This is a genomic window from Winogradskyella alexanderae (assembly GCF_020166335.1).
Lineage (GTDB): Bacteria > Bacteroidota > Bacteroidia > Flavobacteriales > Flavobacteriaceae > Winogradskyella > Winogradskyella alexanderae.
On the sequence record NZ_JAIUJR010000006.1, the window covers coordinates 15,437 to 31,844 of the forward strand.

Annotated in this window: 17 protein-coding genes and 5 tRNA genes; all 22 read right to left on the reverse strand. The window is 34.7% G+C overall.

All coding sequences use genetic code 11. The annotated features are described in order from the left end of the window. Positions 1–8: 8 nt before the first annotated feature. The 22 genes from rplA to LBU54_RS09625 all read right to left on the reverse strand — a co-directional run bounded on the left by rplA (position 9) and on the right by LBU54_RS09625 (position 16,328). Positions 9–698: a 50S ribosomal protein L1 gene (gene rplA / locus LBU54_RS09520; protein WP_224528729.1), complete on the reverse strand. Its 690-nt coding sequence runs from the start codon at positions 696–698 to the stop codon at positions 9–11. Between the two features lie 10 nt (positions 699–708). After that, positions 709–1,149 carry a 50S ribosomal protein L11 gene (gene rplK / locus LBU54_RS09525; RefSeq protein ID WP_111684313.1) on the reverse strand — a complete coding sequence of 147 codons (441 nt, stop codon included), beginning with the start codon at positions 1,147–1,149 and terminating at the stop codon, positions 709–711. Positions 1,150–1,218: 69 nt separating this feature from the next. After that, positions 1,219–1,764 (reverse strand): transcription termination/antitermination protein NusG, encoded by a 546-nt coding sequence (gene nusG / locus LBU54_RS09530; RefSeq protein ID WP_224528732.1) that lies wholly within the window; start codon positions 1,762–1,764, stop codon positions 1,219–1,221. Between the two features lie 19 nt (positions 1,765–1,783). After that, entirely contained in the window at positions 1,784–1,978 is a 195-nt protein-coding gene (gene secE, locus LBU54_RS09535; RefSeq protein ID WP_224528737.1) for a preprotein translocase subunit SecE, read from the reverse strand. 45 nt (positions 1,979–2,023) lie between these two features. Then, positions 2,024–2,096 (reverse strand) — tRNA-Trp (locus LBU54_RS09540). Positions 2,097–2,159: 63 nt separating this feature from the next. Further along, entirely contained in the window at positions 2,160–3,347 is a 1,188-nt protein-coding gene (tuf, locus tag LBU54_RS09545) for an elongation factor Tu (protein ID WP_224528739.1), read from the reverse strand. 70 nt (positions 3,348–3,417) lie between these two features. Further along, a tRNA-Thr gene (locus tag LBU54_RS09550) sits at positions 3,418–3,489 on the reverse strand. Positions 3,490–3,551: 62 nt separating this feature from the next. Beyond that, positions 3,552–3,624 (reverse strand) — tRNA-Gly (locus LBU54_RS09555). A gap of 32 nt (positions 3,625–3,656) precedes the next feature. Further along, positions 3,657–3,742 (reverse strand) — tRNA-Tyr (locus tag LBU54_RS09560). Positions 3,743–3,783: 41 nt separating this feature from the next. Further along, a tRNA-Thr gene (locus LBU54_RS09565) sits at positions 3,784–3,857 on the reverse strand. 114 nt (positions 3,858–3,971) lie between these two features. Next, entirely contained in the window at positions 3,972–4,274 is a 303-nt protein-coding gene (locus LBU54_RS09570; RefSeq protein ID WP_224528741.1) for an HPF/RaiA family ribosome-associated protein, read from the reverse strand. Positions 4,275–4,343: 69 nt separating this feature from the next. Continuing rightward, positions 4,344–5,234 (reverse strand): tyrosine-type recombinase/integrase, encoded by an 891-nt coding sequence (locus LBU54_RS09575; protein WP_224528743.1) that lies wholly within the window; start codon positions 5,232–5,234, stop codon positions 4,344–4,346. A gap of 99 nt (positions 5,235–5,333) precedes the next feature. Beyond that, the gene (gene rpsU / locus LBU54_RS09580; RefSeq protein ID WP_224528744.1) at positions 5,334–5,528 is read right to left on the reverse strand and encodes a 30S ribosomal protein S21; all 195 of its coding nucleotides are present in this window, start codon (positions 5,526–5,528) and stop codon (positions 5,334–5,336) included. Between the two features lie 70 nt (positions 5,529–5,598). Next, positions 5,599–7,026, reverse strand: a complete 1,428-nt coding sequence (locus LBU54_RS09585) for a carboxypeptidase-like regulatory domain-containing protein (RefSeq protein WP_224528745.1) — start codon at positions 7,024–7,026, stop codon at positions 5,599–5,601. Positions 7,027–7,067: 41 nt separating this feature from the next. Continuing rightward, positions 7,068–8,234: an acyl-CoA dehydrogenase family protein gene (locus LBU54_RS09590; protein ID WP_224528746.1), complete on the reverse strand. Its 1,167-nt coding sequence runs from the start codon at positions 8,232–8,234 to the stop codon at positions 7,068–7,070. A 13-nt stretch (positions 8,235–8,247) separates the two neighbouring features. Continuing rightward, on the reverse strand, positions 8,248–9,027 hold the full coding sequence (locus tag LBU54_RS09595; RefSeq protein WP_224528747.1) for a ComEA family DNA-binding protein: 780 nt from the start codon (positions 9,025–9,027) through the stop codon (positions 8,248–8,250). A gap of 108 nt (positions 9,028–9,135) precedes the next feature. After that, a complete protein-coding gene (locus tag LBU54_RS09600; protein ID WP_224528748.1) occupies positions 9,136–10,812 on the reverse strand; it encodes an alanine/glycine:cation symporter family protein in 1,677 nt (558 codons plus the stop codon). Between the two features lie 96 nt (positions 10,813–10,908). Next, entirely contained in the window at positions 10,909–11,937 is a 1,029-nt protein-coding gene (locus tag LBU54_RS09605; RefSeq protein WP_224528749.1) for a potassium channel family protein, read from the reverse strand. After that, a complete protein-coding gene (locus LBU54_RS09610; protein ID WP_224528750.1) occupies positions 11,934–12,161 on the reverse strand; it encodes a PspC domain-containing protein in 228 nt (75 codons plus the stop codon). The genes LBU54_RS09605 and LBU54_RS09610 overlap by 4 nt, the downstream gene beginning before the upstream one ends. A 13-nt stretch (positions 12,162–12,174) precedes the next feature. Beyond that, positions 12,175–13,446, reverse strand: coding sequence for a DUF2851 family protein (locus tag LBU54_RS09615; RefSeq protein ID WP_224528751.1), 1,272 nt, complete (start codon positions 13,444–13,446; stop codon positions 12,175–12,177). Between the two features lie 30 nt (positions 13,447–13,476). After that, positions 13,477–15,207: a response regulator gene (locus tag LBU54_RS09620; protein ID WP_224528752.1), complete on the reverse strand. Its 1,731-nt coding sequence runs from the start codon at positions 15,205–15,207 to the stop codon at positions 13,477–13,479. Next, a complete protein-coding gene (locus LBU54_RS09625; protein WP_224528753.1) occupies positions 15,201–16,328 on the reverse strand; it encodes an FIST signal transduction protein in 1,128 nt (375 codons plus the stop codon). Before LBU54_RS09625 ends, LBU54_RS09620 begins: the two co-directional genes overlap by 7 nt. Between the last annotated feature and the right edge of the window lie 80 nt (positions 16,329–16,408).

Below are 16,408 nucleotides of genomic sequence, written 5' to 3' on the forward strand. Positions count from 1 at the left end.
TTTAACTACTATCCTATTTTAGTATCAATTGCTATACTTGGGCTCATTGTACTTGACATGTAAATACTCTTTACATAAGTACCTTTAGCTGCAGTTGGCTTTAACTTCATTAAAGTAGTTAAAAGCTCGTTTGCATTACCAACCAATTTCTCAGCACTAAAAGATGCTTTTCCAATTGGTGCATGTACGATACCTGTTTTATCAACTTTAAAATCTATTTTACCAGCTTTTACTTCACTAACAGCCTTAGCTACATCCATTGTAACTGTTCCTGTTTTAGGGTTTGGCATAAGACCTCTTGGGCCTAATATCCTACCTAATGGTCCCAACTTACCCATAATGCTTGGCATTGTAACGATAACGTCAACGTCTGTCCAACCATCTTTTATTTTTTGTAAGTATTCATCTAACCCAACATAATCTGCACCAGCTTCCTTAGCTTCGGCTTCCTTATCTGGAGTTACTAATGCGAGAACCTTCATATCTTTACCTGTACCGTGTGGTAATGAAACAACACCACGAACCATTTGATTGGCCTTACGAGGATCTACACCAAGTCTAACTGCTAAATCTACTGAAGCGTCAAACTTTGTGTATGTTATTTCTTTTAGTAAAGCTGAAGCTTCTTCTAACGAGTAAAGTTTGTTTTTATCAACCTTTGCTCGTGCTTCTTTTTGCTTTCTTGTTAATCTTGCCATTTCAAAAATTTTAGTTTGGAGCCTCACCTCCTTTAACAGTGATTCCCATAGATCTAGCTGTACCAGCTACCATCTTCATTGCTGAACCTATTTCAAATGCATTTAAATCTTGCATTTTGTCTTCAGCAATAGCTCTAACTTGATCCCAAGTTACTTTTGCTACTTTTCGTCGGTTTGGTTCTCCAGAACCCTTCTTTACTTTGGCCGCTTCTAATAATTGTACTGCAGCTGGTGGTGTCTTGATTACAAATTCAAATGATTTGTCTTTGTAAACAGAAATGACCACAGGTAAAACTTTACCTGGTTTATCCTGGGTTCTCGCATTAAACTGCTTACAGAACTCCATGATATTAACTCCAGCAGCACCTAAAGCGGGTCCAACCGGTGGCGACGGATTCGCAGCACCTCCCCGAACTTGTAGCTTAACTACTTTGTCTAATTCTTTTGCCATTTTTAAATGTTTAGTGCGTTATATCTAAATTGGAAGCTAGAATGAACGCTATCTTTATTGTAACAATTATTATAACTTTTCTACTTGCATATAGCTCAATTCTAATGGTGTCTTTCTACCGAAAATCTTAACCATTACCTCAAGCTTGCGCTTTTCTTCGTTTATCTTTTCTATAGTACCATCAAATCCATTGAATGGTCCATCTATAACCTTTACGGTTTCTCCTTTTGTAAACGGTATGGCCACAAGAGCATCTGCTTCAATAGCCAATTCATCTACTTTACCTAACATTCTATTTACTTCAGATTGTCTTAACGGTACAGGATCACCACCTTTAGTCTCTCCTAAAAAGCCAATTACATTTGTAATGGACTTTATAATATGTGGAATCTCACCGCTAAGGTTTGCCTGTATCATTATGTATCCAGGGAAATAGACTTTCTCTTTGTTAATCTTTTTCCCATTACGGATTTGAATTACTTTTTCTGTAGGCACCAATACTTGGTCAACATAATCCTCAAGCCCTAATCTTGCAATTTCGTTTTCGATGTAAGTTTTTATTTTGTTTTCCTGTCCACTTACAGCTCTAACAACATACCATTTTTTATCAGACATAATCGTTTCTGTAATATTGTTAGTTTATAAATTGAAAATATGCTTTAACTGCACGACTAAAAACCGTGTCAACACCCCAAATAGCCAATGAAAAAATAATTGAAAATACAGCTACCAAAACTGTTAATCTCTGAGCTTCTGGCCAAGGTGTCCAAGACACATTGTTTTTTAATTCCTCAAAAGACTCTTTTATATATGTTATAATTCCTGCCATTTGTTATTTGTTTTTCAGACTCTATTACAGCCTTATTTTGCTTCGCACGGGTTGCGAGACTCGAACTCACGACACCTGGTTTTGGAGACCAGTGCTCTACCAACTGAGCTAAACCCGTAAATAATAATCAAGGCGTCCTGTATTACAGGACACCTTAATTAACTATTTAACATTATAATGTTTAGTCTAATATTTCAGTTACCTGACCAGCTCCAACTGTTCTACCACCTTCACGGATAGCGAAACGTAAACCTACGTTCATTGCAATTGGCTGGATTAAATCTACCTCAATAGTAAGGTTATCACCAGGCATTACCATTTCAACACCAGAAGGTAAAGTAATGTTACCTGTAACGTCAGTAGTTCTTACATAGAACTGTGGACGATAGTTATTGTGGAATGGTGTGTGACGGCCTCCTTCTTCTTTTTTAAGGATATAAACCTCAGCTTTGAATTTAGCATGTGGCGTTACAGATCCAGGTTTAGTGATTACCATACCTCTTGAAATCTGCGTTTTTTCAATACCTCTTAAAAGAATACCCGCGTTATCTCCAGCCTCACCTCTGTCAAGAATTTGACGGAACATTTCGATACCTGTAATAGTAGATGTTAATTTCTCAGCACCCATACCGATAATTTCTACTGGATCACCTGTTTTAGCAATACCAGTTTCAATACGTCCTGTTGCTACAGTACCACGACCTGTAATTGAAAATACATCCTCAATTGGCATTAGGAATGGCTTATCCATATCACGCACTGGCTCTTCGATCCAAGTGTCAACGGCTTCCATTAATTCCATTACAGTGTCTACCCACTTTTGCTCACCATTAAGTGCGCCTAAAGCAGAACCAGCCACAACTGGACCATTGTCTCCATCGTACTCATAGAAGTTTAATAAGTCTCTAACTTCCATGTCTACCAATTCTAAAAGCTCTTCATCATCAACCATATCTACTTTGTTCAAGAAAACAACGATACGAGGAATACCTACCTGACGACCTAATAAGATGTGCTCACGTGTTTGTGGCATAGGACCATCCGTTGCAGCAACAACTAAAATAGCACCATCCATTTGAGCAGCACCAGTTACCATGTTCTTTACATAATCCGCGTGACCTGGACAGTCTACGTGTGCATAGTGACGGTTAGCTGTTTGATATTCTACGTGTGAAGTATTAATTGTTATACCTCTTTCTTTTTCTTCTGGTGCGTTATCAATCTGATCAAAAGATTTAGCCTCTGAAAAACCTGCATCAGCTAATACTTTAGTAATAGCAGCAGTTAAAGTTGTTTTACCGTGATCTACGTGTCCAATAGTACCAATGTTTAAGTGTGGTTTTGAACGATCAAAAGTTGCCTTTGCCATGTTTAATTTATTTTAATCTTATTAAATATTAGTGTTCAATTTAAATTCTAAACTATCTCTTAGAAAAAAGAGCCAATGACGAGATTTGAACTCGTGACCTCTTCCTTACCAAGGAAACGCTCTACCCCTGAGCTACACCGGCGTAAAGGTTTTAGTTTCTCATTACATTACATCTAATGAGTTCCTGCCTTCACAGGAATATTGAGCGGGAGACCGGGTTCGAACCGGCGACATTCAGCTTGGAAGGCTGACGCTCTACCAACTGAGCTACTCCCGCTTTTATGAAACAAACTTTTTCTTTGTTGCATTTGGTGGGAAGAGCAGGATTCGAACCTGCGAAGGTAAAAACCAACAGATTTACAGTCTGTCCTCGTTGGCCGCTTGAGTATCTTCCCAAAAATCAATAAACTAAAGAACTGATTCTTTTTTAGTTAAGAGCCGATAGAGGGACTCGAACCCACGACCTGCTGATTACAAATCAGCTGCTCTAGCCAGCTGAGCTATATCGGCCTTTTTTCTTCGTTTTCTGGGTCAAAAAAGACCACAAAAAAGTCCGCTATTTCTAACGGACTGCAAATGTAGTGTTTTATTTTTGTATTCAAAACATTTTTGAAAAAATTTTAGTTAGCTATGGGCTCTCAATTTTTGCTTTCTTTTTTTAATTTGTCTTTCTAGAGAGGCAATAGCAATATCGGCACCTTCCTCGAATGTTTTACATTGTTTTTTTACAATAAAGCTGTCTCCTGGAACTCTAATCTTAGCTTCAAATACCTTGTTCTCTTTACCGCTAGTATTTTCCACCTTTAAATATACATCTGATTGTATGATTTTATCATAAAACAAGTCTAATTTATCCATACGTTTTTGAATGAAATCAATTAGTTTACGATCTGCAGTAAAATTTACGGATTGAGTGTTTACTTTCATAAGCTCATTTTTAGGTTAAACAAATGATGATAAATTGACATTTAATCACCTTCAATATTTTTAACGCAGTTACTTTTTATTTCTTGGGTGCGATTTGGCATAGACCTTTTTTAATTCTGCTATACTATTGTGCGTGTATACTTGAGTAGCTGCCAAACTTGTATGTCCAAGAAGTTCTTTCACTGCATTTAAATCTGCACCTTCGTTTAATAAGTGAGTAGCAAAAGAATGTCTCAGTACATGTGGGCTACATTTTGCTTTTGAAGACGCCTTACTAAAATACTTATTTATTATTCTGTAAACAAGCATTTCGTAAATTTTAATACCCTTTTTGGTTAAAAAAACTGCCTTTTTGTCTGTGATTTGTTGTAGTTCATTTCTATATTGCAGGTAACGCTCAAAGGATTGAACAACAGAGTTAATTATGGGAGTATAGCGCTCCTTGTTGCGCTTTCCGATTACTTTAAGTTGTTTAGTTTTTAAATCTACATCCGAAAGCTCAATGTTAACTAATTCAATTCTTCTTATTCCCGTTGAATAAAATAATTCAATGATTAAGCTATCCCTGGCAGATTCAAAATCTACAACTTCAATACTTTGGTCCAAGACCGCTTTAAGCTCATTTTTAGAAAATGGGAGATTTAACTTTTTTCCGACCTTAAGTGCCTTGTGTTTGCTTAACGGGTTACTCTTAATTACCAAAGTTTTCTGCAAAAACTTGTAATAGGCATTCAATGAAGATATTTTTCTATTTATAGATCTATTGCTTACGCCATTATCCACTAACTCAACAATCCATTGTCTTATTAAACTGTAGTCTGCGTCTTTGATATTGACGTCATTATAGTTTTCAGCCAAAAAGTCCTGAGCAGAATTTACATCATTAATGTAAGCAGTAACGGTATGCTGTGAATAATTTTTCTCTAATGAAAGATAATCTGAAAATGCCTTAATACTCATCTTTAAAAGCTTGAGAATAAATATAACCAAATAGATACAAAATAGCTCTTAATAAAAAATCCTGTGATAAACACAGGATTTTACTAGTGATAATGATGATTATAAAATTTCTTTATCTTGTAACATTTGAACATATTCTGCTTTTTGCAGTTCTTTTCTACGCTCAACTGATGGTTTTATAAAGTACTTTCTTGTTTGCAACTGTCTTTTTGTGCCAGTTTTGTCAAACTTACGTTTATATCGCTTTAGTGCCCGCTCTATGTTTTCGCCTTCGTTTACCTGTATTTTTAACATTGGAACTTAACCTCCTCCCTTTTAAAATTTGGGCGCAAAGATAAGATGATTTTTAGATTTGCAATTAAAATTATTCCTTAAATAATTGTGCCTTTTTGGTTAGGTCTTTAATAAGTTTTTCGTCTTCTTCGCTTTCTAATAATACATTGTAGTTTCTCCAGAACTCTTTATTGTATGGTTTAGTAGCAAAAATATCTGCATCCCAATCTTTCTCCAACTCTAGTTTGATAATGTCATTATCTAATACAATTTCTGAAAATAGCACCTCTTGTATAGTTGAATAGTAACGCTCATTTTTATTATAACGTTCTTTTTGACTTTCGGTCATCTTGGTATCTGATTTAAGACCAACAGTAACCAACTTTGGCGTTTCGTAGTAAATGTAATTCGGGTACATTTTATCTTGAAACTCCATGTAATTTAGAATTAGCTTGTGGTTGGTCTGTGTATCAAACAAGCGCTTACTTCTTATTTTTTGAGCATCTGACGCTGCAATTAAGTTATATTCTATTCGTTTAATGGCGTAATTATCATAATAAATATAAAGCCAGCCATTTGCGATATAGCCTTCGTTATAAATACCTTCGGTTTGAAGCCCAACAAAATCAAAACTCTTATCAATTTTAATTTTATAGATTTTACGTTCATTATCTACTAGAATTGTATCTAGTTCAAATTGATGATTACTTAGAATCTCCTCTCCAAATAATGCATTGTTATCTTTTGAATTTCTCAGTAAATTCAGCTTTCCAGAAAACAAGTTTTTTAATCCATTTACTCTGGTATCGTTCCATTTTATTGCCTTAACTAATTGCTCTTTTGAAAGCTCTGACCTTTCTACATCTGTTATCTTAATGCGCTTACCAGAGTCCTTTTGATTGGTATAAGCTACATATGAAAAAATACTGTCTATATCACGTAAATCGTAACTCTTTCGAACTTCATCAACATTTAGCTTAAGATAATCTTTTGCGGATACAGTATAACCAGAATCATATAAGGTAATAGCACTTTCTATCAACCACTTAAACTCTACCTTATTTCGTTCTTTATGGCGAAAGAATCCTTTTTGGACATAAGATGAATCGGGCAGATTTACATCTAACTTCTCAATAGCCTTAAGTACAATACCGTTTCCATCTGTTGGCCTTGGTTCTGCCAGAATTACAACCTCATCTAATGTGGCAATATCTTCTTCAAGAAAGATATCTAGAGAATTGTCAAATTCATCTACTTTTGTTTTAAAGGTTTTAAAACCAATTGATGAAATTACTATTGTATCTTGACTAAATCCTTCTGGTACGAGCAAAAGGAATCTACCATCTGAATTACTGACCGTACCAATAGTAGTATTTTTTATGTAGATACTTGCATTTTCTAGAGGTAATAAAGTGGAAAAATCTACAACCTTATTTTTGAGCTCAATCTGAGCATTGGCAACAAAAATAAAAGCCGATGTGAAAGCAAAAAATAAGCTGAGACGTAGGTTAGAAATCATAGCCATTTGAGATTTTAATATCCAAATGTACTAATATTTAATTATGTAGCTGGTTTGTAATCTTTATTATCAATTACCATTTTGGCAATAATCTCTTTAAGGATTTCAGATGTCCCACCACCAATCGGACCGAGTCGGCTATCACGAGCAAGTCTCGCTAATGGATATTCCTCCATGTAGCCATAGCCTCCTAGAAATTGCAGGCATTGGTAAATAACTTCATCTGCCATTTTTGTAGATTGTAATTTAGACATGGTTGCTTCTTTTACAACATACTCACCCATATCTAATCTTTTTGCCACATAGTAGTTGAATTGTTTACAAATTTCCATTTGAGTTTCACACTCTGCATAGGTGTGCCTTAATGCCTGAAATTTATCGATGGTTTTACCAAAAGCGGTGCGCTCGCTCATATATTGTTTTGCATAGTCTAAAGCAAACTCTGCTCTAGCATGTGCATTAATGCCCATGATTAAGCGCTCTAAAGCAAAATGTTGCATTATATAACCAAAACCTTGGTTTTCTTCTCCCATGAGATGCGAAGTAGGAACTTCAACGTTATCAAATGCTATTTCTCCTGTATCCGACGCTCGCCAACCAAGTTTATCTAATTTGGTAGCAGAAATCCCTGGCATTTCTCTATCAAGAACAAAAATACTTATTCCCTTATTGCCCAATTCAGGGTTTGTTTTTGCCGCTACTACCAGATAATCGCTGTAAACACCATTAGTTATAAAGGTTTTAGACCCGTTAATTATGTAGTTATCGCCTTTTTTTACAGCGGTAGTGCGCATACCAGCAACATCACTTCCTCCAAAAGGTTCTGTGATGCATAGACAGCCTATTTTATCTCCTGTTATACTGGCCGTAAGATACTTTTCTTTTATTGCCTCGTCGCCTTCTTTATTGATATGGGTCATTGCCAAATACACATGTGCCCAGATTGCAGCAGCAAATCCACCAGAGTTTATTTTTTGCAATTCTTCAAGAAGAATAACAGTATAAAACAAATCGAGGTCTAAACCTCCATACTGTTCTGGATAGGCCAAACCGAAGTATCCCATCTCTCCAAACTTCTTCCAAATGAATTTATCTAAACTACCCTGTTTTTCCCATTTTTCTACATGCGGAACAACTTCCTTTTGTAAAAAATCTCTTAAACTTTCTCTAAATAAATTATGCTCTTCCGTAAAATACAACCTCGACATTTTATGCAATTTTTTAAAGGTGCAAATATAACTTAATTATCTCATATTTGTTTAGAGGAAAATCCTCAACTTTTGTTAATTCTTCCAAAGACTTAAAGCCATCACGGAGTGTTCTTTCCTCTATAATATTACTCGCAATTTCATAGTCTACATACTTTATTAGGACCAAATCATCCTTAGATGCTGTATTAAGGTTATAAGTAACTATAGTCCGAGGGGTTTTTACAACAAAATCTTTTTTGATATTTTCAATTACCTCGTCTGTTAAACCATGAACTTCAGTTAATTCAATTTCTGAATGAAACCCACCCACTAATCGATTTCTATACGTAATTATTCGTTCAGAAAGTTTTTCACCTACACCATAGACCTTTTGAAGTTGACTTTTGGTTGCTTTATTTAAGTCTATTTTTTGTTCAAATGTTTTGGTTGTATTTTGATTTAAATAAGTATTTGAATACTGTTTTTTTGGTTTGTTAACCCATTCTGGAAATTTAAAATATGGTGAAATTTCAGCCAATAGGGAATCAGATACATTTGTAACTTTTTGAAATTGTGAGGCAGAATTTACCCATTGATTTTTGGATCTAAATTCATGTAGGCGATCAATTTCTTCATTGCTCATTCCCAAGGAATATCCTTTAAAATCAGTAATGTAATTTGGGTTAAAAGGATAAATAGTTGTTTTATTTTCTTCTAACTTTGCAACTTTTAGAGAGTCTATCTCAGATCGTAGAGTGTCAATTATTGGACTATCGAATGATTCTTGCTTCTCAGTAAAATATGGAACCATGTAAATAATTTGCAGCACAAAAATAATTAGAAGCAATAAAAAAATCCCATTTCGTTGTTGATTTGAAAACTGAAAATGGGGTTTAAAAAATTTCATTAAAAGAGTCATTTACAAATGCTTAGAAAGGTCTTCATGACCTTCCTCCAATGCTTCTTGTTTTTTAGATATAGCATCTAAATAACGTTTCATCTCATCTCTAACACGAGGGAATAAAAGTAATAGTCCTAACATATTTGGAAAGACCAGTGCAAGAATCATAGCATCAGAAAACTTAATAACAGCATCAAGAGTTGCCGCAGCTCCAATAATTACAAAAACTAGAAATAAAATCTTATAAAGTAAATCTGCCACTTGGCCTCTACCAAACAGATACTTCCACGACTGTAGGCCATAATAAGACCAAGAAATCATTGTAGAAAACGCAAACAACACTATTGCAATGGTTAAAACGTATGAGAATCCTGGTATTACAGAATCAAATGCTTCGGATGTTAAATCCACACCTCCAATTTGCTCTCCAGTAGCAGAAATTAAAACATTACTTCCTTCTACCGCACCATATTCAAATACGCTTTGCATATTTGCTCCATCGATATTGAAGAAGATAATTACCAATGCGGTCATGGTGCAAATAACTACCGTATCTATAAAAGGCTCTAATAATGCTACAACACCTTCTGAGGCAGGATACTTAGTTTTTACTGCAGAGTGAGCAATAGCAGCAGAACCAGCACCAGCTTCATTGGAGAATGCCGCTCTTTGAAATCCAACTATTAAGACTCCCATAAAACCACCTAATCCAGCCATAGGTGAAAATGCACCTTTAAAAATTAAACCAAAAGCGTCATCTATATAAGATATGTTTGCGAAAATTATTATCAAGGACGCCAAAACATAAATTCCTGCCATAAAGGGTACTATCTTTTCGGTAATTTTCGCAATTCTTTTGATTCCACCGATGATTACGATTCCGACTAAGACAGCTAAAATTATGCCAATTATAAATCCATTAGAACCTCCTTCTAGACCAATTAAAGATGATATTTGAACTGTTGCCTGATTTGATTGAAAGGCATTACCACCACCAAATGAAGCGCCAACACACAAAACGGCAAAAACTCCAGCAAGAACTTTACCAAGACCTGTCATTCCTCGCGATTTCAATCCCTTTGACAAGTAATACATTGGACCTCCATAAATGGTTCCATCATCTCCAACATCTCTATATTTAACACCCAAGGTACATTCTACAAACTTTGTTGCCATACCAAGCAGTCCACATATAATCATCCAAAAGGTAGCGCCAGGACCACCCATTGCAATAGCAACAGCAACTCCTGCAATATTCCCTAAACCAACTGTGCCCGATACTGCTGTAGCTAACGCCTGAAAATGTGAAACCTCGCCTGCAGCACTTTCGTCCCGTATGGTACGTTGTATATCATCAACATCTAAGGGCTCTTCGTTATCATATAATTTAGCAACGCCGTGCTTTTCAATATCTACATACTTTCCTCTTACCGTACTAATGGCAGTAGGAAATCTGGTTATGCTTGGAAACTTGAAATAGACAGTAAAGAATGTAGCTCCAGCAACTAATAATATTACAACGAGAGGCACACTTAAACCTGCAATAGGTACAGACGTTAAAATTAAACCTTCCCACCAAACAGCGAAGGGCATAAAGGCATCATTTACTTTTTCGTCTATACCTTTTGTTGCTTCTTGGGCAAAATTTAATAATGGTAATAGTAGCACACTAGTTGCAAGAAGATATTTCTTCATTTGTAGTAGTATTAGTTAGTTCTTGTTAAAGTAGCCGACAAGATGCTAAAAAAAAACGAGTTTATAAAGTCAAGTAAGTTAAAATGGGCTTAAAATCTAGGGTATATTATATTCAGAATTTAATCTTTCAATTTGCTCAGGTCTACCCAAAACCACTATTTTGGTGCCAGTAAATAATTTGGTATCTGCCTCCGGATTAACTATATATTCACCATCTTTATTTTTAAACCCAATTACTGTACAACCTGTTTTTTTGCGCAGGTCTAATTGCCTTATAGTCTTTACTTCTTTAGCATCGTACAACAATTCAACTTTTACTTCTTCAATATTGATATTACTTTCACCGACTATACCAAGATTATCTATAAATTCAACCAATCCAGGAATTACTACAAGTGATGCCATATGATCTCCACCTATCTTATCTGGTAATATTACATTATTGGCTCCTGCTAATTTTAATTTATTATAAGACGCTTCTTGGGAAGCCCTACTAATAATTGTCATTTTACCATTTATTTGACGTGCAGATAACACCACAAATAAATTATCTGCATCGCTTGGTAAGGCACAAATAAGCGTACTTGCACGATCAATGCCTGCTTCTAATAAGGTTTCATCTTCATTGGCATTTCCCAAGACATACGGATATCCTTCTTCTTGTAGACGCTCTATGATATCCTTGTTTCTTTCAATAATTACAAAAGGTTTCTTATAGATTTTTAGTTTTCTAGCGGCCTGTCTCCCATTTCGCCCAAATCCGCATATAATAATATGGTCTCTCATTGTGCTTATTTCCTTTTGCATTTTGCGTTGTTTTATATCTTCTAAATTATTTTTACTAAGAATATATTCAGTGATGATCGAAATGGCATATCCAACAATCACAACACTCGAAAGTATTAAAAAAACAGTAAATATCTTTGCTGTTGTATTTAATGGGTTTACCTCTTCAAATCCTACTGTCGTGATGGTTATTACTGTCATATAAACAGCATCAATCCAACTGTAATCTGCGATAAATCTGAATCCTGACACACCGATAAAAAGAACTAATAGTAACAGGAGTAGCGCAGTGTATATTTTGGACCTAAAGAGTCTTAGCAGAGGGTTACGAACTTTCATAAGTCAAATACTGAAGAACGTTTTGTATACAGGATATCTTTTATTCGCATCCAAAATGCTAAGAACAAGTACAATGCAAAACCAAAACCCAAGGTTACAAAGGTGAGATACATAAATGTGGTCCTAACAATCTTAGCTCTTATTCCTAATCTATCAGCAATTCTCTGGCAGACATAATAACCACGCTTTTGAAAATATAATAATAGGGCATAAAATAGATTCATAGACGCAAGGTAATTAATTTTTGACGATTAAACCATTACCAATGGCACATCGTAAGCATTGATTTTTATCGCAGTAATTTTGCTTTAATTCCAATAATGCCTGAGATGTTAAAGCGTGCGTTTCAAGAGATTTTAAATCTAAAAATTTTTGGGTAATGGCATTTTTTTCAAACTTTAGTTCCTTGAGTAAATCAAGAATTTCATCATCAGCTTTTTTACCTATAAACCTGGCATATGAAAATTTTATGGGTATGATTGTATTGATTATCAACAAATCAATGAATGACTTAGTCAATGGCTTTTGAGATATTTTAGATACTTTGGAAAAGGTATAATGAGACTTCCAAAAATCGGTTACTCCAATTCTAAAAAGTTCATAAAACTCCTTCTTTGCCTGAACTTCAATTATCCGTGAAAACAGATTAGTCTGAAGTGCATATAGATTTGCAAATTGAGAAATTCTAATCGTTGGGAAATTGTGCGGTCTTAGTCTAAAAAATTTTGGTTTTAGCACTCCACTATCACTCAAATTAAATTTCCGTTGTAAAAATAAATATTGATTTTTTAGATTTATCATATAGGGCTCTTGCCCATCATTTTCTAAAAGTCCAGATAGCCCAAAAAGTATCGCTTCCATTTGGAAAACATCATTTCTCGATTTTTGAAACACTGAATAATCAATAGAATTCGCGATACTCAAAAACGATTCTCCATTTGTTTTAAGACCAAAATTTTTGAATAACAATTTAAACAAAACGGCCTCCCAATTATTTTTTGAATCTTTTAAAAGATTATTTATATCTTTCAATTTGCTTTCTAGCCTTTCAATATAAAGGCGCTCTAACCAATTCATTACAGTAAAATCATCAATTGATGAAAAATCATTTTGGCAATTTATCCATAATTTAGAACGGATTAGTTTTTTATAATTGCCATAGAGTTTTACATCTACATAATTGCTCAACTCCAAAGTAGGAAGTGTTGAATTGTCCCTTCTGAATATTTCGATATCGTGCTCCCAAACTACGTGCAATATAACGCTGTCATATGCTCGGTCTTTTTCGTGGTTATGCGCATACCAGTCAGAAGATTTAATGTGTATCTCAACATTACCAGCCCATAGTTGATTATCTATTTGTATCAGTGCATTGAAAAAATCCGGACCTGAATTAAGATTGTGCTGTCCAAAATTTTTGATAAGGATAGCCTCACCATTTACAGCTTTTAATTGGGTTGTTTTTAAAGCCTTGTGTTTCCAAACATAATGAAGAAATTCTTCTTGCATATGCCAAAATAGTAAAAGAAAATTCTTTAACTAAACAGCTTCTTGTTTTTCTTTACTATAAAATCTTAACAATGCGTGCAACTCATTTACATCTATAGGCTTACTCAAATATCCATTCATTTTATAGCGTTCAATCTTTTCTTTCACTTCTGATTGCGTGAAAGCAGTAAGTGCAATTATCGGAATAAGTGATTTATCAGTGTCATCTAATTTTCTAATGGTTCGCGTTGTAGTATAGCCATCCATAACTGGCATTTGCAAATCCATTAATATGATATCAAATTCTCCCTGATTGTAGATTTCTAATAGTTCTTGTCCATCATTTGCAATTACATAATCTAGATTCCATTTTTTAAAGAGCTTTCTTAGTAGTAATGCATTCAAATTGTTATCCTCCGCAACCAAAACTCTCAAATCTATTTTCTTGTTCTTAACCAATACATTTTTCTTGGCAATAGACTTTTCAACTGAATATTTAAAGGGTATTTCGAACCAAAAGGTAGATCCCTCATCTTTTTTACTCTTTAAATTGAGTTTGCTCGATTGAATCTTTAGGAGTTCTTTACTTATATAAAGTCCTAATCCTGACCCACCATACAATTTTGTTGTATTATCATTTGCTTGCACAAAGCTTTTGAAGATGTCCTTCTGCTTGTTGTAAGATACTCCTATTCCTGTATCTTCTACAGTAAACCTTATTTTACATTCTTTCTCTGAACGTTCTGCGAGTTCAATGTAAAATGTAATTCCTCCTTCATGGGTAAATTTAAATGCATTACTCAATAAGTTTTTAAGCACCTGTGAAAGTTTGAGACTATCTCCTTTTACTATTTTTGGTAATTTACTATCCATTATTACTTCAAAACCAAGCCCTTTCTTAATAGCCGTTTGTTTAAAGTGCAATTGAATATTTTGTATAAACTCTGTTAAAATAAAATCGTCTTCAACTAATTTTATTTCCCTGGATTTAAATTTATTCAGGTCCAGCAGATCGTTAATTAGTGCCAATAGATGTTCACTTGAATATTTAAGTGCTTGCAGGTTTTCTAACTGCTCAGGCAAAAATCGTTCCATTAAAAGTATGTCGGACATTCCGATTACAGCGTTTAGCGGTGTTCTAATTTCGTGAGACATTGTAGATAGAAATGCATCTTTGGTTTTGTTAGCATGCTTCAATTCTATTTCGGTTTCCTTTAATTGAGTAACATCAATCATTGTTCCTATAGTACCAATGTTATCACCATTTGCATCTTTAGTCATTTCTACTTTTAGCTGTATCCAAAGTTTTTCTCCATTTGGCTTGGTATATTTAAAAAGTGTTGAATAGTCTTCTTTGCCTTCACTAAAAAACCGTCTGATTCGAGCTTTCTCTGCTTCATTTTTACCAAACAATAAATCTCTGTACGTGTGATTTAGGGCCTTTTCTACAGGTACATCCGTCAAATCCTCCCATGCTTTGTTGAGGTATTTGAAATTACCCTCCATATCTGTTTTAAAGATTACGCCCTCAATGGAATTCACAATTGTATTTAATTCATTCTCCGCACTAACGACACGAGATTTCAATGTCTGGTTTAACTTAAAAAGCTCATGCGAACTTCGATCCAAAATATTTTCTATGTGTCTAATATCCTCATCAAAACTATTATAGGCATCATTAACCATATTAAAAAAATCCTTGAATTTTTCTAACTCATCTTTATTAAAACCAGCATTCTTAATTTGCCGGCGTAACAATCTATGTGCACTTTTGTCTAACACTCTGATAAGGTAGTTATGGTCATTGTTTGGTTATGTAATTCACAAGGAGAATATTTCCCGAAAGGTGCTATTTCGCCATAAGAATAAAAACCTGTTATTTTTGTGTTTACACCAACTATTTCTTTGACTGCCTCGACTTCTTCTTCAACTAGTTGCTTCAGAACAAAACGCCTACCTACGCAGCTAATTAAAATTGCAAGTTGTGTATCTATATTTGATGCTTTGCACGCATCTTTTGCAGAATCTTCAGCGCCGTCAATTAATCTATCGATATTTGCCTTCATCAGGCGTACGTAAGAACCTTCCGGAATATTTCCAGCAAAAGTTAAGCTTTGGTCCTTCTCATTAACACCGAGTATTGTTCTTACCACAGGTGTATCACAATCATTAATCCTCATACTTAATGGAAAAAGCAGTCCTGAACTTGGTAAGTTTTTAGCATTGTCTCCTAAAAACGATTTATAAAGTTCTAAAGCTGGTAAACCATCTAATTCATACAACACGTTTTTATTTGATTTGGTAACAAGTCTATCTATACCAAAGCTATCCCAGCCACCTTTAGAACTAAAGCCAACCCTTAATTCACTTCCATAAAATCCAATACCCACGATTGATTTGTCGGTTATAATGTCATTTGCCACGATAAACGTCTCGGAAAAATTACCAGAATCACCTGCCAAACCACCTGTAATACTTGTATTAGGTAAAACACTTTTTAATCCTGATACTAGATCTGCACCATTTACATTTAGTCCATCGCTAAAAACCATGACATGTTGAAGGTCTTTTGCCTGGAGTTTCTTTGCAAGTGTTATACCAGCGCTGAAACTTTCATCCATACTATTTACCTTAACCATTTCAAGGTTATGCGTAGTTTTCTCCAATTGCACTAGCGTCAGAGAAACGGTGTTATCATTAACTTTGACATCCGAAATTTCACCAGCCGTTGAACAACCCATTATGGTTGCATTGGAAAACTTTTTTCTTAAAGATTTGATTAATTCTTCTTTTCCTTTGAATGTAGGGGAAATGAATAGCAAAAGGAGACTTGCCTCCAATTCTATATTTGGTACCACATCATGCCAGGACGCATCTGTTAGGGACAGTTGCTCTACTTTCATCGCTTATAGTAAATTTAGGGTTATGCACTTTATCGAATAAATATGCATTTCAGCGAATATATGTCAAAAATTACTTAAAA

Coding starts and splice junctions, on each gene's coding strand:
- rpsU (WP_224528744.1), bottom strand. CDS start 5,528: ATGTTAAAAATACAGGTAAACGAAGGCGAAAACATAGAGCGGGCACTA.
- LBU54_RS09595 (WP_224528747.1), bottom strand. CDS start 9,027: ATGGTTCCATATTTTACTGAGAAGCAAGAATCATTCGATAGTCCAATA.
- LBU54_RS09575 (WP_224528743.1), bottom strand. CDS start 5,234: ATGAGTATTAAGGCATTTTCAGATTATCTTTCATTAGAGAAAAATTAT.
- LBU54_RS09590 (WP_224528746.1), bottom strand. CDS start 8,234: ATGTCGAGGTTGTATTTTACGGAAGAGCATAATTTATTTAGAGAAAGT.
- LBU54_RS09615 (WP_224528751.1), bottom strand. CDS start 13,446: ATGCAAGAAGAATTTCTTCATTATGTTTGGAAACACAAGGCTTTAAAA.
- LBU54_RS09610 (WP_224528750.1), bottom strand. CDS start 12,161: ATGAATCTATTTTATGCCCTATTATTATATTTTCAAAAGCGTGGTTAT.
- LBU54_RS09600 (WP_224528748.1), bottom strand. CDS start 10,812: ATGAAGAAATATCTTCTTGCAACTAGTGTGCTACTATTACCATTATTA.
- tuf (WP_224528739.1), bottom strand. CDS start 3,347: ATGGCAAAGGCAACTTTTGATCGTTCAAAACCACACTTAAACATTGGT.
- rplA (WP_224528729.1), bottom strand. CDS start 698: ATGGCAAGATTAACAAGAAAGCAAAAAGAAGCACGAGCAAAGGTTGAT.
- LBU54_RS09625 (WP_224528753.1), bottom strand. CDS start 16,328: ATGAAAGTAGAGCAACTGTCCCTAACAGATGCGTCCTGGCATGATGTG.
- LBU54_RS09605 (WP_224528749.1), bottom strand. CDS start 11,937: ATGAAAGTTCGTAACCCTCTGCTAAGACTCTTTAGGTCCAAAATATAC.
- nusG (WP_224528732.1), bottom strand. CDS start 1,764: ATGTCTGATAAAAAATGGTATGTTGTTAGAGCTGTAAGTGGACAGGAA.
- secE (WP_224528737.1), bottom strand. CDS start 1,978: ATGGCAGGAATTATAACATATATAAAAGAGTCTTTTGAGGAATTAAAA.
- LBU54_RS09570 (WP_224528741.1), bottom strand. CDS start 4,274: ATGAAAGTAAACACTCAATCCGTAAATTTTACTGCAGATCGTAAACTA.
- rplK (WP_111684313.1), bottom strand. CDS start 1,149: ATGGCAAAAGAATTAGACAAAGTAGTTAAGCTACAAGTTCGGGGAGGT.
- LBU54_RS09585 (WP_224528745.1), bottom strand. CDS start 7,026: ATGATTTCTAACCTACGTCTCAGCTTATTTTTTGCTTTCACATCGGCT.